General features: G+C 33.6%; 16 protein-coding genes and 2 pseudogenes. 11 read left to right on the top strand and 7 right to left on the bottom strand.

Annotation, left to right across the window (positions count from 1 at the left end; all coding sequences use genetic code 11):
- Positions 1–31 precede the first annotated feature (31 nt).
- The 3 genes and pseudogenes from ABWH96_RS05530 to hemN all read right to left on the bottom strand — a co-directional run bounded on the left by ABWH96_RS05530 (position 32) and on the right by hemN (position 3,956).
- Complete coding sequence (locus ABWH96_RS05530; RefSeq protein WP_375580495.1) at positions 32–415, bottom strand: group III truncated hemoglobin; 384 nt, start codon at positions 413–415, stop codon at positions 32–34.
- A gap of 382 nt (positions 416–797) precedes the next feature.
- Positions 798–2,309: pseudogene (locus ABWH96_RS05525) on the bottom strand (IS1182 family transposase); the annotation flags it as partial.
- A 294-nt stretch (positions 2,310–2,603) separates the two neighbouring features.
- Positions 2,604–3,956 (bottom strand): oxygen-independent coproporphyrinogen III oxidase, encoded by a 1,353-nt coding sequence (hemN, locus tag ABWH96_RS05520; protein ID WP_375580494.1) that lies wholly within the window; start codon positions 3,954–3,956, stop codon positions 2,604–2,606.
- A gap of 197 nt (positions 3,957–4,153) precedes the next feature.
- Between hemN and ABWH96_RS05515 the strand changes: the two genes are divergently transcribed.
- Positions 4,154–4,870, top strand: a complete 717-nt coding sequence (locus tag ABWH96_RS05515) for a YebC/PmpR family DNA-binding transcriptional regulator (protein ID WP_375580493.1) — start codon at positions 4,154–4,156, stop codon at positions 4,868–4,870.
- Between the two features lie 163 nt (positions 4,871–5,033).
- Positions 5,034–6,464, top strand: a complete 1,431-nt coding sequence (locus ABWH96_RS05510) for a hypothetical protein (RefSeq protein ID WP_375580492.1) — start codon at positions 5,034–5,036, stop codon at positions 6,462–6,464.
- Between the two features lie 534 nt (positions 6,465–6,998).
- On the opposite strand, the gene ABWH96_RS05505 is transcribed toward ABWH96_RS05510, so the two are convergent.
- From ABWH96_RS05505 to ABWH96_RS05495, 3 genes are all read right to left on the bottom strand, one after another.
- A complete protein-coding gene (locus tag ABWH96_RS05505) occupies positions 6,999–7,787 on the bottom strand; it encodes a hypothetical protein (protein ID WP_375580491.1) in 789 nt (262 codons plus the stop codon).
- 160 nt (positions 7,788–7,947) lie between these two features.
- Positions 7,948–8,556 carry a recombination mediator RecR gene (gene recR / locus ABWH96_RS05500; RefSeq protein ID WP_375580490.1) on the bottom strand — a complete coding sequence of 203 codons (609 nt, stop codon included), beginning with the start codon at positions 8,554–8,556 and terminating at the stop codon, positions 7,948–7,950.
- A gap of 1 nt (position 8,557) precedes the next feature.
- Complete coding sequence (locus ABWH96_RS05495) at positions 8,558–8,854, bottom strand: ATP-dependent Clp protease adaptor ClpS (RefSeq protein ID WP_375580489.1); 297 nt, start codon at positions 8,852–8,854, stop codon at positions 8,558–8,560.
- Positions 8,855–9,047: 193 nt separating this feature from the next.
- Between ABWH96_RS05495 and ABWH96_RS05490 the strand changes: the two are divergent.
- From ABWH96_RS05490 to ABWH96_RS05480, 3 genes and pseudogenes are all read left to right on the top strand, one after another.
- Positions 9,048–10,503, top strand: a pseudogene (locus ABWH96_RS05490) (sodium:solute symporter).
- A gap of 39 nt (positions 10,504–10,542) precedes the next feature.
- Positions 10,543–10,788: a ribbon-helix-helix protein, CopG family gene (locus tag ABWH96_RS05485; RefSeq protein ID WP_375580488.1), complete on the top strand. Its 246-nt coding sequence runs from the start codon at positions 10,543–10,545 to the stop codon at positions 10,786–10,788.
- Entirely contained in the window at positions 10,769–11,179 is a 411-nt protein-coding gene (locus tag ABWH96_RS05480) for a type II toxin-antitoxin system VapC family toxin (RefSeq protein WP_375580487.1), read from the top strand. Before ABWH96_RS05485 ends, ABWH96_RS05480 begins: the two co-directional genes overlap by 20 nt.
- Positions 11,180–11,214: 35 nt before the next feature.
- Here the strand turns inward: ABWH96_RS05480 and ABWH96_RS05475 are convergent, their stop codons facing one another.
- On the bottom strand, positions 11,215–11,550 hold the full coding sequence (locus ABWH96_RS05475; RefSeq protein ID WP_375580486.1) for an MGMT family protein: 336 nt from the start codon (positions 11,548–11,550) through the stop codon (positions 11,215–11,217).
- A gap of 143 nt (positions 11,551–11,693) precedes the next feature.
- Here ABWH96_RS05475 and ABWH96_RS05470 point away from each other — a divergent pair, with 143 nt between their 5' ends.
- From ABWH96_RS05470 to ABWH96_RS05445, 6 genes are all read left to right on the top strand, one after another.
- Positions 11,694–13,943: a WG repeat-containing protein gene (locus tag ABWH96_RS05470; protein WP_375580485.1), complete on the top strand. Its 2,250-nt coding sequence runs from the start codon at positions 11,694–11,696 to the stop codon at positions 13,941–13,943.
- A 201-nt stretch (positions 13,944–14,144) separates the two neighbouring features.
- Positions 14,145–15,839: a sensor histidine kinase gene (locus ABWH96_RS05465; protein ID WP_375580484.1), complete on the top strand. Its 1,695-nt coding sequence runs from the start codon at positions 14,145–14,147 to the stop codon at positions 15,837–15,839.
- A gap of 107 nt (positions 15,840–15,946) precedes the next feature.
- Positions 15,947–17,167 carry a TlpA disulfide reductase family protein gene (locus ABWH96_RS05460; protein ID WP_375580483.1) on the top strand — a complete coding sequence of 407 codons (1,221 nt, stop codon included), beginning with the start codon at positions 15,947–15,949 and terminating at the stop codon, positions 17,165–17,167.
- Positions 17,168–17,170: 3 nt separating this feature from the next.
- A complete protein-coding gene (locus tag ABWH96_RS05455; protein ID WP_375580482.1) occupies positions 17,171–17,803 on the top strand; it encodes a hypothetical protein in 633 nt (210 codons plus the stop codon).
- Positions 17,784–18,476 carry a DUF2490 domain-containing protein gene (locus ABWH96_RS05450; RefSeq protein ID WP_375580481.1) on the top strand — a complete coding sequence of 231 codons (693 nt, stop codon included), beginning with the start codon at positions 17,784–17,786 and terminating at the stop codon, positions 18,474–18,476. The genes ABWH96_RS05455 and ABWH96_RS05450 overlap by 20 nt, the downstream gene beginning before the upstream one ends.
- Before the next feature lie 565 nt (positions 18,477–19,041).
- Positions 19,042–20,394 carry a M28 family peptidase gene (locus ABWH96_RS05445; RefSeq protein ID WP_375580480.1) on the top strand — a complete coding sequence of 451 codons (1,353 nt, stop codon included), beginning with the start codon at positions 19,042–19,044 and terminating at the stop codon, positions 20,392–20,394.
- Positions 20,395–20,484 lie beyond the last annotated feature (90 nt).

Below are 20,484 nucleotides of genomic sequence, written 5' to 3'. Positions count from 1 at the left end.
ACTATTTAAACCGATATATAAATGCAATTGTTTAGTTTCTAGCTTCTTCCATTTTAAAAAGCATTAATCTCCCAATTGTGCTTGCCCTGTTTTTTGCTTCTTTGGCGGTTGCTCCTTCAAAAAGTTCATCTACAGTTTCAAACCATAATTCAAGCCATCTATCGAAATGCTTTTTTTGTAATGGTTCTTGCTCATTTAATGCAAAATGCTTGTCCATGGGATTGCGTTTGTATTCGGTAGTTCCCAATAAAACTGATGACCAGAAATCATACATAATAGGCATATGAGCAGGAACATCCAGTTTGGCAACATCAGTAAATATGTAGCCGATAGTTTCGTCTTTCAATACTTTTTCATAAAAGCTATCGACTAATAATTGAATGTCTTCTTTTTGGGTAATGTCTTTTTTGGGCATAGATTCCTTTTTGTGATTAGACGGATAAAATTGATTGATCGTTTTTTTATATTTTAACCTTTGGTTAAAATCAATAGATTCCCATCTTCATGGGAATGACGCACGGATTTTATATAGCAGTATAATTATTTGTTTTGCAAGAAAAATAGTGTTTCATCAATATAAATATAGCACAAAAGATAATTAGAACGTCGAGGCTGTCCAAAAAGGACAGTTTTTTTTATGCCGCTATTTTCAGATACCCACATCCATTTTCACTTATTTTTTGCTGTCCATGGATTTTCGACTTAATTTCTGTGGACATTTTATGATAAGGGGCATTTTTACCAACTCTTGGTAATTCGGCATCTGATTTTGATGTTAAAATCACATTATTGGCTATCATTTTCCTGAAGTTGTGACCTATTGCCATCAACAAAAACTCTAATTCTACTTTTTCTAATCCTGAAAATGTAAAACGGTTAAATTTATTGTTGCTTTTTAATTGACCAAACACAGCCTCTGGCTCTATTGGTCTTTTACTTCTGTGCTCAAGTCCTTTTTTGCTTGTTAAGTTTTCTCTGGCCTGCCGTTTTAGAAGGTTTAATCTGTGGTTTACCTCTATTCTTCTGTTACCTATAGCCTTATGGCAAGATGTTCTCAATGGACATTGCTCGCATCTTTTTGCTTGGTAGTAAGCGACTTTAGACTCATAACCGTTAGTTGAAGTGCGTTTCCCCTCTCCAATTTTTTCCATTCTTTGCCCCATGGGGCATACGTGAAAATCTTGCTCGGCATTATAGAAGAGGTTTTGTGGAAGAAACGGGTTGTTCTTCATCTTTTTCTTTTGCTCTTTATGGAAGTAATTATACTTCACGTAGGCTTCAACACCTTTTTCTTCAAGCATTTCATAATTTTCCTCGCTGCCGTATCCTGCATCGGCCACTATTTCTTTACTCTGTTTATGGTAGAGTTCTTCAAAACCGGTCAAATGTGATTTTAAAGTAGTGGTGTCACCAGGTGTTTGATGGATGGAAACATGGGTGATAAACTGATTTTCTGTTGATATTTGGGAGTTATAAGCAGGCTTTAATTGGCCGTTTTTCATGTGGTCGTCTTTCATTCTCATGAATGTGGCACCCTTATCGGTTTTGCTGTAGGATTTTCGCTTGTCCAATATTTCCAAGTCCTTTTCATACTTCTCTAACTTTGGAAGATGCTCCTCTTGAAGCTTTTGCAGTTCTTTGGCAACTTTCTTTGATGGCTCCTTTAGTTTTTTGTTGAGTAGCGAAAGTCTTTCCTTTAACTCCTTCGAATCAATTTTTTGGGGCAATTCCTCCTTATTGACTTCTTGATTGTCTGATAAAATACTCCTTTCAATATCCGATAGAACGCTATTGATTTTTGTTTCCAGCTTGTCTTTGTACTTTTCAACCGAGCCCCGCCAAACAAAGGTGTATTTATTCGATTTAGCCTCTATTTTTGTTCCGTCAATGTACTGGACATCAAGGCTGACATACCCCATTTCCACCAGCATTTTCACTACCTCTGCAAATAAGGTCTTGATCGAGTCTTTTAAAATTTTACCACGAAAATCATTGATCGTCCTGAAATCAGGAGTTGAATTTCCCGATATAAACATAAAATGAATATTCTCATGGAGTGCCTTGGCTATTTTTCTACAGGAATACACATTGGAGAGATAACTGTAAAATAAAACCTTGATCATCATCCTGGGATGATAGGCCGATGTCCCACCTCCTTTGTACTTCTTAAGAATGTCGCTGATATCCAATGAATTGACCACCGAGTCAATTAAACGGACAGGATGATTTTCAGGGATTTTATCAAAAATGTTTACTGGAAATAATTCTGGGCAATTGCCTGTTTGATTTTTAAAAACTATCTTAGCCATCGTTGTATTTTGTACGACTCTAAAATAATATTTTTAGAGAAAATCAACAAACAAAAAAGGGTGTCTCGACTTTTCGGACACCCTCCTTGTTTTATTGAAACTCTGTTTCAATACTCTTATCCTAGAAATCACGGCTATTGATTACTTAATTAAGCAGGTTGACAGCCTGTTTCTTTAATATTTTAAACAAAGGTTAAAATCAATAGATTCCTGCCTTCGCAGGAATGACGCACAGATGAGAGTAAGTAGGTAGACGATAAAAAACTCATAATCTAAGCTTAAATTTAAACAAAATCAAATACTCTGACTAAACTGAGGTTTATCGGATTTTAGTTTCAGTTTTGGATCGAAGAGGCTGCAAATATTTCTAACAAACAACATTCCTTTTTCCGTAACCTTTAATGCATAATTACCCATTTCCAGCAAACCATCTTTTTGCATTTCGGCTAGCTCATCCTGGGCATCTTCCCATAATTGCATTGCTAAAGAACTCTTGTTAAAATCAACTGCCCCATTGCAGATAATCTGATTTATTAATTTAGCTGAAATCTGTTCCTCTTCTGTTAAATAATGTCCAATTATTAAGGGTAATTCATTATTCAGAACTGCAGTTTGATATTTTTCTACTACTTTTTCGTTCTGAACAAATGCCGTTCCTGTAGCACTTATGGCTGAACAGCCTAAACCTATCATCAATTGGTTTTGATCGGTGGTATAGCCCATAAAATTTCGGTTCAGATACCCTTTTTCCTTTGCAACGGTTAATTCATCTTTTTCTAACGCGAAGTGATCCATACCGATATTATGATAGCCCATTTCATTTAGCATTTGCTTAGCTCGAAGATACATCGCCAATTTTTCTTCTGGCTTAGGTAAATTATCATCTCCATAACCTCTTTGCGCCTTACTTTTCCAGGGCACATGAGCGTAACTATAAAGCGCAATTCTTTCAGGTTTAAACTCTCTCACCTTTTCAATATTCTCTTCTATATTCTCTAAAGTTTGAAAAGGCAATCCATAAATCAAATCATAGTTTACGGATTCATATCCCAATTCTCTCGCCCAATCTGTGGTTTTTCTAACATTTTCAATCGGCTGAATTCTGTGAATGGCTTTTTGGACTTTTAGGTTAAAGTCCTGAACCCCATAAGAAACCCTGTCAAAACCTAATTCCGCTAAAATTCTTAGTTGTTCATAAGTCGTATTATTGGGATGGCCTTCAAAACTAAAAGCTTTCTGAGGATGGATTTCTGAAGTTTCTAAAATAGAAAATAAAAGTCTATGGAGGTTCTCGGATGAGAAAAAAGTAGGAGTTCCTCCCCCAAGGTGGATATTTCGAATGATAGGCTTTTCACCTAAACCATTTATATAAATATTCCATTCGGATAATACTGCCTCAATATATTGCTCCTCAACACTATGATTTTTGGTAATTCTTTTATTACAGCCGCAGTAAGTACACAAGCTTTCGCAAAAAGGTAAATGAATGTATAGGCTGATACTTTTATCCTTTTGTGAAAAATAGACATTTCGTACTTCATTTAACCATTCTCCTTGATCTGGATTTTGTAATTTCCAATGTGGGACAGTAGGATAGCTGGTGTATCGGGGAATCGCTTTATTGTATTTGATGCTTAAATCTGTCATTGAACCTTTATTTATTTACCGTTCAAAATTATAGATTCTATTTTCGAAAAACTCTGACTTAAATCATCTTATAGCTTGAAAAATATCAATTTGAGCATATGAAATACAATTTTAATTTTGAATATGATAAAACTACTTCCAGATTGCGGTATCTTAATCTCTTCTTTATATTTTTGCAACAAAAGAATTGAATAAAAATGGGAAGAGCATTTGAATACCGAAGAGCGGCAAAAGAAAAAAGATGGGATAAGATGTCCCGTTTATTTCCAAGATTAGGGAAGACCATCACCATGGCGGCTAAAGAAGGCGGCCCTGATCCTGAAATGAATGCTTCCTTAAGGACTGCCATTCAAAATGCTAAGGCTCAGAATATGCCGAAGGATAATATTGAGGCTGCCATTAAAAGAGCATCTAGTTCTGAGGCTGAAAATTATGTAGAAGTCACATTTGAAGGTAAAGGGCCTCATGGTGTATTGATTTTCATAGAATGTGCCACTGATAATAATAACCGTACCGTAGCTAATATAAAATCTTATTTCAATAAAGATAAAGTGGGTGCAAATTTAGTACCTAATGGCTCATTGGAATTTATGTTTTCAAGAACAGCTGTTTTTGAATTTGAAAAATCAGAAGACATGGATATAGAGGAGCTGGAATTAGAATTGATTGACGCTGGAATGGAAGAAATCGAGGAGAATGATGGTAAACTTTATGTTTATGGAGATTACAAAGAATTTGGAAACCTTTCTAAAAAATTAGAAGAACTCAACATAGATGTAAAAAATGCATCCCTGAAAAGATTTGCAAATGACTCGGTAGAATTTAGTGATGAGCAACTAGCTGATATTGAAAAGCTGATTGATAAAATTGAAGAGGATGATGATGTTCAGGCGGTTTATACAAACATTGCCTAAACATAATTTTAATTGATTAACAAAAGCCATTAACGAAAACTAATGGCTTTTTTTGTTTAGATTGAAACCATCACATCACGGAAAAAACACACCTGAATACAAAATTGATTTTAATAAAAATTTAAGAAATGAACATTCTTTAAAATAACCGTATATTCCAAGTATGTATTTTTGGTATCTACTCATTTTCGTTTACCTCTTACCATTTTATTCATTTTCACAAATTGAAAATCAGGAGCATGCTCAAGAAATTTATACCAAAACATTAAATCATATTGATAAAGGGCTTTCTTATCTGGAGTCAGCACAACAAAAAGAAAGTGATTCTATTTTTAAGTATAAAGGAGAATGGGAAACTCAAATGAGTATGAATTTTTGGTTCCCCTTGTTGGGCAGAGAGAATAGTTCCTATGACTCGAATTGCTTTTCAGTTGCCACTATTCATAATATCCTGGCTAATATTTATTTAGAATATCCTGAATACCGAAAAATCCCTCCTATGCTGGATATGGCATTTGATAGAATTATGAATTATCAATCAGATGGCACTTTCAATTTCTGGAATTTATTACCCCCTAAAAAAGCACACAGATTTTTTGAAAAAGAAACTGATGAATTGGTTAGAAGACCCAATAATTTTCCACTAAAAATTAAATTTATGCATAAAGCAGCTAATGTGGCAAATGATGCAGACGATACTGCTGCAGGCTTATTGGCTATCTATTTAAGGAATAAAATAAATGGAAATCAAATTCCTGACAGTTTGAAAGACATCCATAATATTTTTGATGAATATACGGATTCCAATAGAAATAATAGGTTATGGTACAACTTTTGGCAAAAACAAGGCTCTGAGAGTGGTGCATATCTCACTTGGCTTGCAGATGAACATAAATTTTCAAAAAATTGGAACCCAGTTCAAGAGTTTTTTCATCTTGGTACTTTTTATTTACCTATAAGTAAAATGTATCCTCATGCTTATCAACCCTATATTCCATATGGCAGTAATGATCTTGATCCTGTCGTTAATGCAAATATTCTTAGGGTTTTGAGTAAATATAACAATGACCGAAGTCATTCAGCAGAAAAATCAATCCAATTTATTGAAGACGAAATAATTAAGGAAAACTATGAATATGCTGCTACTTATTACCCCAACAAATATCATTTACCCTATTATATTTCAAAGGCATACAAAAATGACGTAAAGGGATTGGGTGAAAGTAGTAAACTAATAGAAGAGTTTGTTATTAGAGAATATAAAGAAAATGGCAGTTGGTCATCTAGAGGTATTATCAATAATGGGGATAGTTTACAATCAACAATTCTTGCTGTTAATGCATTATTAAATATTTCTGGAATCCGATCTGAGAAATCTCAAGCGATTATCTTAGATGGGCTTGATTATATTTTCTCTAAAGGAATTAAACATGATGGCAAAATATTCTGGAAAGGTGGTGTGTTTTTTTCTGGCGGAACTTTAGTAAGGCATGTCCTGCATTGGAAATCTGATGCCGTTACTACAGCTATGGTATTAGAAGCTTTAATAACCTTAAGGAAACAACTTGAACTTCAATATCCATCATTAGAATAACATGAATTATTTAAAGGTATCCTCCTCAAAAAAAAGAGCAGTTGAATAAAATTCAATCTCCTGTTTTCCTCGATAAAACTAAAAAAATGCGTTTTATTGACTTAAAGGCTTTTTAAATTATTTAATGGTGTCACAGAGAGCAGATTTAATCATTATATTGCGAATTTTTGTATTTTAATGCTCGCTTTATGCTTCATACTTTTTCCATTGATGAAAAAGTATGCAAAAAATCTAGGTAAAATGATGCTACTTCCCGCAAAAGCCAACGCCCGCCCGCCATTTTACCCTCCAGCCCGCCTTTTCGCTTAAGGCGAAAGTTGGGGAGTTAGCTATTAATAAACTCATCAAATAAATTCGAACTTATAATTCTCTAATTTAAATCAAATTTAACTTGTTTCTAGATACTTTATAATTATAAATACATTGGATAACTATGGTGTCCTAGCGAGTAAAGCAGGAAAAAGGAGCAGTTGAATAAAATTCAAACTGCTCCTAATTGGTGTTGTATTTCCATTTTAATTTAAAATCGTAATCTTATTTATTTCTTGACCTTGAAGAAGAGGAAGAAATATTACGAGAACTTCTACTGCCACTAGAGCTTCTTTTGTTAATAGATGAATTCCCCCTTGCATTATCCTTTCTAATTGCGGTGCCATTACTTCTTGAAGTTGCTCTTCCATCATTAGACCTTGAAGCTACTCTTCCATCATTAGATCTTGAAGCAGAACTCCTATTATTTCTGAAGGATTCATTTTTTACTTCATTCCTATTATTCATGTATCTGTTAGAATTACTACTTCTATTATGGGCAACATGACTACTTCTCACATTTCTATTTGCAGCACTACTTTTAGCTGCATAAGAATTGTAGTTTCTATTAGATGATCTATAAGCAATATGATTATGCCCTTTGTGATGACCATGGCCATGTCCTCTATGATTACAAACAACCTGATGATTTCTATAAAAATTACCATGATAACCACAATGGCCACTACAAATATGTTGCGCCAATGGATATCTATTATAATAATTGATATCCAAAATGATAGCTTGTCTACCGAAAAACAATTCTACAAACTGGCCTCTTCTCTCTAGCAAAACATTATAAAATAAATTTCTTCCTCTGCGTTCACGATTGATATGTACAATCTGATGATAAGGATAGTAATAATCAATTTCATAAAGTACCGCATTTGGAACTGCCCAGTTATGTGCTGTACCAAAAGAAGCCACAATTTGAAAATTTTGAGATTTTGCAGAATTAGAGAATAACAATAATCCTAAACCTAAAACGAACGGAAGTAATATGTGCTTCTTCATAACTTTAATTGTTTGGTGTTATGAAGAGTTAACCAAGTATTGTGCCAAAACTGAAGTTTAATTTATATCTAACTGAATTCCAATCACTTGGAATATGAATTACTAGTGAAATATCGTTAGTTTTTTTTCTACCTCTTAGGAAAAGGATTAAAAATGAAGCCTATTCATAAGTTGTTCGGCTCACAATACTTCTACCTAAAGTAATTTCATCTGCATATTCTAGCTCTCCTCCAATAGGAATTCCTCTAGCAATGGTACTAGTTTTAATGCCTAACTGTTTTACTTTTTTACTGATGTAAAATGCAGTAGTATCACCTTCCATAGTGGGAGAAAGTCCAAAAATAATTTCTTTTACTTCTGAATCTGGGGTAGAGACTCTTTCCATTAAACTGTCGATGGTCAAGTCTTCGGTTCCGATTCCTTCGATTGGTGAAATAATTCCACCAAGAACATGATACAAACCATTATATTGAGAGGTATTTTCAATTGCCAAAACATCTCTTGTGTCTTCTACCAAGCATATTATTGAATTATCTCTTTTATGGCTTTTACAGATATTACAAACTTCCTCATCAGAGATATTATGGCACTTTTTACAGTATTTGATATTTTGACGCATTTCTGTTAAAGATTGCGCAATATCGGTAGTAAAAATTTCTTCTTGTTTTAATAAGTGAAGGACTAATCTTAAAGCTGTTTTCTTTCCAATTCCTGGAAGTTTGGAAAATTCATTTACTGCAGATTCAATTAATTTAGAGGAAAACTCCATATTATTCTATCTCAGCATTAATCCCTGCATCAACTATGGCTTGTCTGTATGGAATTAAATCAACAAAAGAACCTTTCTTAACAGCACATTTGCCTTTGTAATGCACTAGTAATGTACATTGTTCAGCTTGTTCTGGTGTGTGCTTGCATACTTTCACCAACGTATTGATTACATGTTCAAATGTATTTACATCATCATTATAGACTATCAAATCATTGATATCTTCATCGGAGGTGGTTTCTACAACTACCTCTCTCTTGTCTTCTTCTAATTGATAAAATATTTTAAAATCACCCATCACGCCTCAATAACTTAAAAAAAAGCCTAATGTTACAATTAAGCATAATTCCTATGCAAATTTACGAAAAATTAACCAACTTCGGATTTATTTAAAAATCCATTTTAATAACCGGTTAAGAAATTATATCAATTCAATGGGAATTGTGATTTGTGCAATCGTATTTTTGGATAAATAATATAAAAAATACTATATGAGTCCAATACTTGTCATTTCAGTCATATCCATTTACTTTCTTGTTTTAATGGGGATTTCCTGGCTTACTTCCCGTCAAAATGACAACCTAACTTTTTTCACGGCCAACAGGCAATCGCCTTGGTATTTGGTGGCTTTTGGGATGATAGGAGCTTCTCTTTCTGGAGTGACCTTCATAAGTGTCCCTGGTGAAGTTGGGAATACTGCATTTGCTTACTTTCAGGTAGTATTGGGCTATTTGGTAGGTTATTTTGTGATTGCTACAGTTTTACTCCCACTTTATTATCGACTGAATCTGATTAGCATTTATACTTATCTCGAACAGCGATTTGGTAAATACTCCTATAAAAGTGGGGCATTTTTCTTTTTATTATCAAGGATAGTAGGTTCTTCTTTTAGGTTATTTTTAGTGGCTGGAGTATTACAAATTGCTATTTTTGATGCATATGGCTGGCCTTTTTCAGTAACGGTTGCTATCACCATTGCCTTAATTTGGCTGTACACTTTCAGAGGTGGGATTAAAACTATCGTTTAGGACCGACACACTTCAAACGCTCTTTATGATTTCAGCTGTTGCTATCAGCATTTATTTAATGAAAGATGCTTTGGATATGTCGTGGTTACAGCTAACAGAAAAAGTTTCTTCTTCGGGCTATTCTGAAATATTTGTTTGGGACTGGCAAAGTGGTCAAAATTTCTTCAAGCAATTTATTAGCGGTGCTTTTATTGCAATAGTGATGACTGGTTTAGATCAGGACATGATGCAAAAAAACCTCACTTGCCGTTCATTAAAAGATGCGCAAAAGAATATGTTTTGGTTTTGCATTGTATTGGTGATTGTGAATTTCATGTTCCTAAGCATGGGCGCTTTACTTTACATTTATGTAGGAGAAATGAATATTGCTATTCCAACCAGAACCGATGATTTGTATCCTTTGCTTGCGCTTGAACATTTCCCTCTAATTGCAGGGGTAGTTTTCCTTTTAGGAATAATTGCTGCTGCTTATTCTAGCGCAGATTCAGCACTTACTGCCTTAACTACATCATTTTGTGTAGATTTTTTGGGTTTAGGCCAAGATGATAAGCCGATTTCAAAGAAAATTAGGGTTAAAGTTCATTTAGCTTTTTCTGTTATCCTGTTTTTGGTCATCATTGCTTTCAAAGCGATTAATGATCAAAGCGTAATTACTGCTGTTTTTAAAGCCGCTGGATATACTTATGGTCCTATTTTGGGATTATTCACTTTTGGCTTGATTACAAAATACCAATTGAAAGACAAATGGGTTCCAATGATTGCATTTCTGGCCCCTATACTTTCTTATATTATTAATGAAAATTCTGAAGCTTGGTTTTACGGCTATAAATTTGGTTTTGAAATATTGGTAGTCAATGGATTACTTACATTTTTTGGATTATTTTTGATTAAAAAAGACAAATTGGAACTTGAAGATTAAAAAAATTGTATTACATTTGTAATACTGAATATATAAAAGATGCTTACCACAAGATTAACATCATCGGAGGAAAAGAAACTCACAGAATACTGTGAGAAAAATGGGCTGTCTAAATCTCAGGTAGTTAAAGAAGCGCTTACACAATATCTTACTAAAAAGTCTGAAGTTTCTGCTTATGAGTCTGGTCAGGATTTATTTGGTGCAGCTTCAAGCAATGATACTGATCGCTCAACCACCTATAAAAAACGCTTAAAAAAGATGCTAAATGAAAAACATTCTCATTGATGCAGGCCCTTTAATTGCGCTTTTTGACAGAAGCGACAAACATCATTTAAAAGCCATTTCATTTCTTAAAACACTCGAAAGAGGATTGATCACTACCTGGCCAGTAATTACTGAGACTTCTCATATGCTAAGTTTCAGTACAAAAGCACAAGCTAATTTTCTAGAATGGATAGAAAGAGGTGGTTTAAAAATTTTTGAATTGGAGCATGATAAAATCAGTCGTCTATCCGAATTAACCAGAAAATATGACGATGTGCCGATGGATTTGGCAGATGCCAGCCTAATTGTTGCTTCAGAAGTAAAAGGAGTTCATCAAATTGCTAGTATAGATTCTGATTTTTATATCTACCGAGATATCAGAAATAAATATCTAGAGAATATTTTTAATTAGTTTGAAGCTGATTTCAAATGTTGAATAGCTATAAATTATATTTCCAAATCCTCCATAGGATTCCAGAATATTTTGTCAAAATCCTGAATTTGATCATCCTTTACTTGAATTCCTTCTGCTTCTAGTGCATTTTGCATCGCATCAGGAGTTTCAAAGTGCATTTTTCCCGTGAGCAATCCATTTCTATTCACCACCCTGTGAGCAGGTATATCCTCCATGGAATGAGAGGCATTCATAGCATAGCCCACTACTCTGGAACTTTTTGCAGCTCCCAAGTATTTAGCAATAGCGCCATAGGACGTCACTCTTCCTTTGGGGATTAATCGGACAACTTGATATACCTTATCGAAAAAATCATTCTTTTCTTTCATAAACTATGCATACTGCTTTTACTTTTCTATTTTTGACATTTCAGTTAATTAAATTTTGACTCCCTTCATACCTTTTGGGAAAAAAAAGGGGTAAATAATATTGTATTTCTCTCAAATAATAAGTCGGTCATAGACCGTATCATATGGCTAAATTAATTTATATTTTCTTAATTCCATGGTCTCTACTTGCCTATGCCAGTCAAGCACAAGCATACGCTGATTTCTCACACGACAGTACTTTGGAAATCTTTTCAGAAAAAGGAAAAAAAGGGGTTAAAAACGAAAAGGGAAACATATTACTTGATCCTAAATATCAGGCTTTTGGATGGTCTGATGGAGAATCGAAAAATATAAATGGATATATAGGTTATAAGCAAAGTGATTTATGGGGTTTGATGTCGGATGATTTTGAGGTGGTTTCAAAACCCAAATACACTAGCCTAATTCCATTTGGAGATGATTTATTCGTTGTTTCTGAAAAAAGTAAATATTCCAAAGTTTTATTTTATGGCCTAATAAAGACTAATGGGAAGCCTAAAATAAAATCTAATTACAGAAATATTTATCCCGCTGAAAATCACCTCATTGCCGCAACCAAAAAAGAAAAGGATACTTACTTTGGGATCATTAATTCATCAGGAAAGACTGCTGTTCCATTTGAATATTTTCATATTGCTTATTTAGGACATAATAATTTTACGGTTACTAAAAATTATGGTAATAAAAAACTGATAAAACTAGACCCTAAGTCTGAAATCCTTTTTGAAAACATGGACAGTGTTTCTACTTTCCGTGATGGGGTAGCAATAATTTTCAAAAATGGCAAACAGGGGCTTATCAGGCAAGATGGTAAAATTTTATTACCTATTGAATACAAAAGAATAGAGTGGAATAATGGCAAACACATTTTTGTTACGCCTTTGAATGAATGGAGCATTCTAAATAAAACTGGAGAAGAAGTTGGGAAGCAAAAAGGAGATTCTGTTTTCTATTTGAATGATAGTTTATTAGTAAAAAACACCTCTGAATTTGCTCAAATCTTCAACTTATATACTAATGAGAATAAACAAGTTTTTCACGCTGATTTGATAGGCGTATTTGGAAACCGTTTCATTCTCAACAAATCAAAACAGACTTTCATAGCCAAAGACAGCAATGAAGTAACCACTGAAAAATACTCTGGAAAGGTTATTTGGAATAAAGATTTCTTTGTTGTGAAAAAGAAAATATTTCAAGGCTATGAATTTATCATTCTCAATACAAAGGGGAAAACTATAAAAGCTGATTCATATCAATTTTTAGACCAAAACATTGCTCTAAAAATTAATGACAATTGGGGAATTTTTGATGAAAATTTATCAGAAGTTATCCCGCCACTATATCATAGCATTCAGAAAAATGGGCAATCTTTTATTGTCAATTTCAAAGATCGGTTTGGAGTGATTGATCAAGATAATAATTGGATAATACCTCCTCAATATAGAGAAATTAATCCTATCAATAATTCTCTATATAAATTAGTAGATAAGTATTTGCAAGAATCTATATCTGACGGAAATGAAAAAGTAGAAGCCCGCTTATATTATGACTTCTATGGTGATTTTGGAGTAGAACAAGATGTTAATCACACATTTAGATTAATTGATATAAATGGAAATCCTCTTAGTGGTTTCAAAAAAGGGAAATATAATAGCCATGGAGAATCAGGAATAATATTTCGTAATAACAACCAACATATTTTATTAAATGATTCAGGTAAAGAACTTTTTAAAATTAATGATTACGATACCGTCATCTTTTCTGATGATGAATTTCTTGCCATTCAGAAAAATGGTCATTGGGGATTTATTAACAAAGATGGTATTCTAAGAATCGCCAATCGTTATGATACAGTTCGTTCATTTAATGATGAAAGATCAGCAATTAAAATAAGGAATTCATGGGGCTTTATTAATCGAAATGAAGATTTAGTGATACAGCCCTACTATTCTGAGGTTTCTGATTTTGAAAATAAAACTGCCTTTGTTCTATACAACAATAAATATGGATTGATTGATGTAAATGGAAGCTTCATAATTGAAGCTGAATATGATGAAATCATAAAAGAAAATGGATTCTATTTATTAAGAAAAGGCTCAAAATGGGGAATTGCCAATATTCAAGGTAAAGTATTGTCATATCCCACTTATGACAATATTTCTGTGGGAAATGGTTTTATTAAAGTTAAAAAATACGGCAGTTTCAGGATACTTACTACTAAGGGGACAAAACTGGTTGATAACCAATTTGATCAAATTTATTATGATGAAAAGCGTAAAATTTTTCTAGCGAAGAAAACTTCAAAAAAAGAACAAGTTTTTTTGACTGATATTTTAAGTGGAAAGTATCCATAACTCATTATCAATTTAAATTATCATTCAGATCCTTTCTATTCTTTCAGCTCTATAGTTATAAACAGACTAAGTTTTATCACATTTTCATAGATCCAAATTAAATATTCATTTCTATTTTTTTCGATAAGATGTGATTTTTAGCGTATATTTAAGTTGTTTTTAGGGATGAATTAAAATAATTTAAATTCCTGAGTATACTTTATGGCTTATAAATTAGAACATACGGCTGAAATAGCATCAGAACTTCCTGGAGAACTTCTTCTTAAAATAATGAATGAAAGTTCATTAGTAGAAGCAGAAGGCGTTCCTGCAAAAGCATTAAATAATATGCTTAAGTTCATCACTCATGAATTTGAAGCTGATGAGCATTGGGTGGTGGAAGAAAGCAAAAAGGATAATTGTCTCAAGTGGGATTTAGATAATCCATTAATAAAAGAAAGCATCCCTTTTAATCATGAATTGAAAGATAAAAGTCAATATCCTTTTTTCACTGTTGAAATTAAAAAGCCATTTCTATTATTTAAACATCACCTAATTTTTCCTGTAGATATAAATGATAAAAAAATTTATGTAGGTTTTTCCTCGCAGCAAAAGTTTGATTTAACTTCTCAAGACAAAAAATTCTTTCATGTTATTTCCGAAAGATTAAAAGAGTTAATCTTATTGATTAATAATGAAAGGAAAGAAAAATCAAAGTCTCAGCGATTAGAAACTATTTTAGATAGACTTCCTCAAGCCATTGTATTCACAGAAAATAAAAACGGTGATACTTGGCTTAATAATGAGGCACTTGAGATTTTCGGCCTAAAGAAAAATGAAAAATCTATCCCATCAGAACATTTTAGCAAAAAATTAACTGAACTTAAGGTTAAAGTCACCAATAAAGAGGAAGTAGAATTGGTAGGTAATAATATGATAAGCTTAAATGCTTTACCTTCCAGCTTTGGGGAAGATTGGATATGGAAATTTGAAAATTCTGTATTGAAAGTAATACGGAAAAATGCTTATATCGCTGGTAAAGAGGGTGAATTATGGGTTTTTGACAATGTAAGCGAATTATATTTTGCCAATGAAAGACTCAATTCCCTTTTCAGAAAGCTTAACGTGGCATATAATGAAATTAATGCGAATCTCACTGAATTTCAAAGCAAGTCGAGTAGTAAAAGCATTACAGATTTGGAAGCCGAAGAATCCCGTATCATTCAGCAATATGATGATAATGATATATTAGGGAAAGTTACCCATGACTTAAGAACTCCTTTTGCCAAAGTTTACACCATCGTTCAGTTATTATTGAGCGATAATCAAGAAAATTTAAGCGACCAACAAGTAGAAAGAATTAACCTGATCAAGCAGGTGGTTGCGGATGGTTTACAAATAGTAAAAGGCTTTTTGGACACTGGAAATATGGTATTGGATGATAAAAAATTCAAGCCTGAAGTTATAGATGTACAAGAATTTGTAGATAGCAGTTTAATGCCTTATGAATTGTTATCCGCTAAAAAGAATATTATTTTTATTACGCAAGTGTTGGATAAAAACCTTGAACTTGAAGTTGACCGAACTTATCTGAGAAGAATTGTAGATAATTTGGTTTCCAACGCCATCAAGTTTTCTCCTAATGAAACCCAAATAAACTATACCATCTACCAAGAAGATGATGAAGTTATATTTTCTGTAAAAGACCAGGGGCCAGGGCTTACAGATGATGATAAAAGCCGCCTATTTAAGAAATACCAACAACTTTCAGCTAAGCCAATTGGCACAGATGAGTCAACAGGTTTGGGGCTTTACATTGTAAAAACTATGGCTGATAAAATGGGCGGGAGAATTTGGGTAGAAAGTGAAAAAGGAAAAGGAGCAGAATTTAAAGTAGCTTTAAAAGCTAAATCCTAATATCCTTAACAAAGAATTATTCCATTTTTCCTCATAATTTATTCAAACTATTTTACTTTAGATTTTTAAATTTTGAAACTCCTGTTTCTTTAATGAGTTATATCGCTATGAAAAATTTCTACCTATTAAGTATCCTAATATTAATTTTTGCATGCTCACCCGAAAAAGAGAAGATTGACCTATCAGGAAAATGGATAGGTGAAATCAGTATGCAGGGTAAAACCATGCCTTTTGAAATGCAAATTCAAGAAGAAAAAAATGGCAACATTAAGGCAGGAATTATAAATGGTGAAGAAGAAATTATTCTAGATGAAATCGAAAAGAAAAATGACTCCCTTCAGATTCCTTTGCACATTTTTGATATCACTATAGATGTTAAAATTGGCAATAATGTATTAGCTGGAACATACACTAAGCATTATGAAGAAGACTATGTATTACCCATTACATTTCACAAAGGAGATACTCGATTTAAAAGTGATTCAGATGAAGAGCCTGCCGATTTCTCAGGAAAGTGGGAAGTAACTTTCATTGAACCGAAAGAACAAGATACCACTGAGGCTGTAGGAATATTCGAACAAAATGGTAAAGACATTAAAGGAACATTTTTAACTCCTTTGGGCGATTATCGATATCTAGTTGGAATAGCTGAAGGAAATCAAATGAAATTAAGCACATTCGATGGAAATCATGCTTTCCTTTTTGAAGCAGAATTACAAAATGATAAAAGCTTAAAAGGTGATTTTTATTCAGGAAAAGAATGGTATGAAAGCTGGACGGCTTTTAAAAATGAAAATGCTGAGCTGCCTCATCCAGATTCTTTAACTTATTTAAAGAAGGGTTATGACAATATCTATTTTAGTTTTCCGAATCTAGAAGGAGAGAAAGTAAGCCTAAAAGATGAGAAATATCAAGATAAAGTAGTGATTGTTCAGATTTTTGGCACTTGGTGCCCTAACTGCATGGACGAAACCAAATTCCTCACTCAATGGTATGATGAAAACAAAGATAGAGGAGTAGAAATTATTGGCTTGGCTTATGAAGCAAAAGATGATTTTGAATATGCCAAAAGCAGGGTGGAGAAAATGATCAATAAATATGATGTTAACTATGATTTCCTCATTGCAGGCACTAATGACAAAGAAGAAGCATCCAAAACTTTACCCATGCTAAATCGTGTTATTTCATTTCCAACCATGATTATTATTGATAAAAATGGTGAATTGGTTACTATTCACACTGGGTTTAGTGGCCCTGGAACTGGGAAATACTATGATGAATTTGTTCAGGATTTTAATACTAAAATGGATAGTCTCTTAACAAAATAAGTGATGAAACCTTTTCTAAAATATTTAATACTATTTTTAACATACTTCGCCTTTGCAAGTAATTCCTATGCTCAGGAAATTGGAGAGAAATTTGAAAAGGAGGAAAAAATCAAGCAAGAAGAATTTCCAAAACCTGCTTTAGAATTAATAAAGCCCATTCTCAAAAAAGGGAAAAGAACTAGATATTTCAAGGATTTCGATAAGGATACTTATTTTTTTGAAGTCAAAACCATCTACAAGGATGAAAAAATAAGCATCAAATTTCATAAAGATGGAAGCCTTTTGGATATTGAAATCCTGAAAGAAATAGAAGAACTTCCTGAAGAAATTCAAAAACATATTCAGGAGTATTTTCAGCCCAATTATAAGAAATATAAGCTCAACAGAATCCAGATTCAATATAATAGGGAAGAAGAATATGAAGATGGTGAACTGGAAATCGATGATGATGAAGAATATATTGAGGAGTTTTTAGAAATGGATTTGGAAGACCTCATCATAAAATATGAAATTGAGGCTGAAGTAGTTGATGAGGAAAATGAAAGAGGATACTTTGAGTTTCTATTTGGTGCTAAAGGAAAAGTAGAACAAATCAATAAAATCATTAAAAGGGCTGATGACAACGTACTTTATTAGAAGCCTTCTTTTTTGCTTCTTTTTAATTCCATTTATCGGGCAATCCCAAAATAGTCCATCTATCCGCTGGGAACCAGGTATTTCTCTGACTAAAAAAATAGATTCCAGATGGAGCTATAATGTCTCCATAATGGGCAGACAAAGATTCACCAACTATGGTGAAGGGGAAAAAAATTTCAAGACAGATCGCTGGGAAATTAAAGCTTTTGGAACCTACACACTTTTAGGAGGTAAAAAATTAAGTTTGGGCTATATGTACAGAACTTATGATCCGTTTGAGTCAGAAAGCGGATGGGAACATAGAATAACACAACAATTTGCTTTCATTACTAATTTCGGTGGGTATCGATTAGGTAATAAATTTAGAATAGAGCAAAGAATCCGTTCTAGCGACTATTTAACAAGACTTAGATATGCCATTAGCAATGATTTTCCATTGCAAGGAGAAAACTTAGACCCAAAAGAATTCTATCTGATTGCAGGAAATGAATTGGTTTACGCCTTCAATCAATTGGGGGATGAACTGGAAAATAGATTTTCATTAGGAATAGGTCGACTTATAAAAAAGGGACAAAAGCTACAATTCTCAGTTGTAAGCCGAAATAGTGATTTAATAAGTGCTAATCGGGACCATATCATTCAGTTTGAAAGCGTTTATTACTTTAGTTTATAAATAATAATTCCGCTGTGGAAAACTTTCGTCAATGTCTTCTTGTTTGATCTTTGAAAGCTGTAATTTTGCAGCATCCTCAGGGTGTTAAACAAATTTTGGTGAACCTAACAAGTATGACAATACCGGGTGAAGCAAGCTTGTAAAGCCAGGCCTCATGCCGACTTTAGTCGGTACCTCGTTTGCCGTTTTACGGCATTCAGGATAACAGTGGAAGGCTGATCAGGTACGCAGCCCAAATCCTGTAATAATCGGGGTTCACGCAATTTCTTTGATGCTCTGAGGTTTTTTTGTGTTGGATGTAGGGTGAAAGATGTTGGATGTTTGGAATTCAACGACTATTCAATCACATTTCTATTTATTTCAACTTATCTCTACTTTATTTCCTTTTTATATCCCGGTGCAGACCTTAGGTACTGACCTAGTTTCGTGCTATTGCATTCATCAGCACATCTGTAAATTAATTCATCATCAAATCCTCCACTCATCAAAGATGAGACTCATTCCCCAACAATTTCCTTACTTTTTGATTTTGGTATTCATATATTAAGAAAAAATAATTAATACTATGACAAGACATATACTCACATTTGCGTTAAGCGCTATTGCCTATATGGGTTTTAGCCAAGTACCACAAGAAGTGGATACTCGCCATTATGATATAATAGAATCAGTTTCTGCAGATAGAATCGAAAGTGACATCAGAACTTTAGCAGGATTTGGAACCAGAAATACATTCTCGGATACGGTGTCCAATGAGCGCGGTATTGGCGCTGCTAGAAGGTGGATAAAAGCAGAATTCGATAAAATTTCTGAAGAATGTGGTGGTTGCTTAGAAGTTTTCTACCAAAAAGACTTTGTCACCAAAGAAGGAAATAACAGAGTTCCTAAAGATGCTTGGGTTGTGAATGTAGTGGCGATTCAAAAAGGGACTGATTATCCTAATAATCATGTATTAATGTCAGGAGATATAGATTCCCGCGCTAGTAATACAATGGATTTTGAAACCGATGCACCAGGAGCAAATGATAATGCCTCAGGAATGGCGGGGACAATTGAAGCCGCTAGAGTGCTATCTAAATACAAATTTAAGAACAGCATTGTTTATGTTGGGCTTTCTGGTGAAGAGCAAGGATTATTTGGCGGTGCAGGATTAGCCAAATATGCTCAGGAAAAAGAATGGAATATTATTGGTATCCTAAATAATGACATGATTGGAAATATTGAAGGTGTGGATGGTGTAATTGACAATCGTACTTTCAGAATTTTCTCAGAACCTGTTCCTCCTACTGAAACGGAAAGAGAACGTACTATGCGTAGATATTATGGCGGAGAAGTGGATGGGATTTCTAGACAATTGGCTCGCTATGTACACAATCAAGTCCAAACTTATATGCCTGAAATGAACCCGATGATGATTTATAGATTGGATAGGTTTGGAAGAGGCGGCCATCACAGACCTTTTAATGATTTAGGCTTTGCAGGTATAAGAATTATGGAAGCCCACGAAAATTATAACCGTCAGCACCAGGATATTAGAGTGGAGGATGGAATTGAATATGGTGATGTAGTGGAAGGTGTGAATTTTGATTATGCAAAAAAACTCACTGCCGTAAACGCTATTTCTTTGGCAGGATTGGCGTGGGCACCACCAGCACCCCAAAACGTAGGAATAGGTGGAGTGGTAGAACCATCTGCTAAACTAGCTTGGGATGAAGTAGAAGATGATAATATAGTAGGTTATAAAATTTATTGGAGATTAACTACCTCTCCTACTTGGGATAATTTCCGCTATGTTGGGAAGGTAAATGAACATACTTTAGAAGGAATAGTAATAGATAATTATTATTTCGGAGTGGCAGCAGTAGATAAAAATGGAAATGAATCTGTTGTAGTTTTTCCTGAGAGAGTAATTAGATAATTATAACATAGCTCCTAGAGTAAAAGGCTTGCTGAATTGGCATGCCTTTTTTGTTATAAAACAGTTTTCATCGATATAATTATTCATTTT

This window comes from Marivirga tractuosa, assembly GCF_042140215.1.
Classification (GTDB): domain Bacteria; phylum Bacteroidota; class Bacteroidia; order Cytophagales; family Cyclobacteriaceae; genus Marivirga; species Marivirga tractuosa_A.
This window is presented reverse-complemented; position numbering and strand designations above follow the sequence as displayed.

Excerpts from the sequence above, each read along its gene's own strand:
- ABWH96_RS05530 (WP_375580495.1), bottom strand. The coding sequence starts at position 415 with ATGCCCAAAAAAGACATTACCCAAAAAGAAGACATTCAATTATTAGTC.
- hemN (WP_375580494.1), bottom strand. The coding sequence starts at position 3,956 with ATGACAGATTTAAGCATCAAATACAATAAAGCGATTCCCCGATACACC.
- ABWH96_RS05515 (WP_375580493.1), top strand. The coding sequence starts at position 4,154 with ATGGGAAGAGCATTTGAATACCGAAGAGCGGCAAAAGAAAAAAGATGG.
- ABWH96_RS05510 (WP_375580492.1), top strand. The coding sequence starts at position 5,034 with ATGTATTTTTGGTATCTACTCATTTTCGTTTACCTCTTACCATTTTAT.
- ABWH96_RS05505 (WP_375580491.1), bottom strand. The coding sequence starts at position 7,787 with ATGAAGAAGCACATATTACTTCCGTTCGTTTTAGGTTTAGGATTATTG.
- recR (WP_375580490.1), bottom strand. The coding sequence starts at position 8,556 with ATGGAGTTTTCCTCTAAATTAATTGAATCTGCAGTAAATGAATTTTCC.
- ABWH96_RS05495 (WP_375580489.1), bottom strand. The coding sequence starts at position 8,854 with ATGGGTGATTTTAAAATATTTTATCAATTAGAAGAAGACAAGAGAGAG.
- ABWH96_RS05485 (WP_375580488.1), top strand. The coding sequence starts at position 10,543 with ATGCTTACCACAAGATTAACATCATCGGAGGAAAAGAAACTCACAGAA.
- ABWH96_RS05480 (WP_375580487.1), top strand. The coding sequence starts at position 10,769 with ATGAAAAACATTCTCATTGATGCAGGCCCTTTAATTGCGCTTTTTGAC.
- ABWH96_RS05475 (WP_375580486.1), bottom strand. The coding sequence starts at position 11,550 with ATGAAAGAAAAGAATGATTTTTTCGATAAGGTATATCAAGTTGTCCGA.
- ABWH96_RS05470 (WP_375580485.1), top strand. The coding sequence starts at position 11,694 with ATGGCTAAATTAATTTATATTTTCTTAATTCCATGGTCTCTACTTGCC.
- ABWH96_RS05465 (WP_375580484.1), top strand. The coding sequence starts at position 14,145 with ATGGCTTATAAATTAGAACATACGGCTGAAATAGCATCAGAACTTCCT.
- ABWH96_RS05460 (WP_375580483.1), top strand. The coding sequence starts at position 15,947 with ATGAAAAATTTCTACCTATTAAGTATCCTAATATTAATTTTTGCATGC.
- ABWH96_RS05455 (WP_375580482.1), top strand. The coding sequence starts at position 17,171 with ATGAAACCTTTTCTAAAATATTTAATACTATTTTTAACATACTTCGCC.
- ABWH96_RS05450 (WP_375580481.1), top strand. The coding sequence starts at position 17,784 with ATGACAACGTACTTTATTAGAAGCCTTCTTTTTTGCTTCTTTTTAATT.
- ABWH96_RS05445 (WP_375580480.1), top strand. The coding sequence starts at position 19,042 with ATGACAAGACATATACTCACATTTGCGTTAAGCGCTATTGCCTATATG.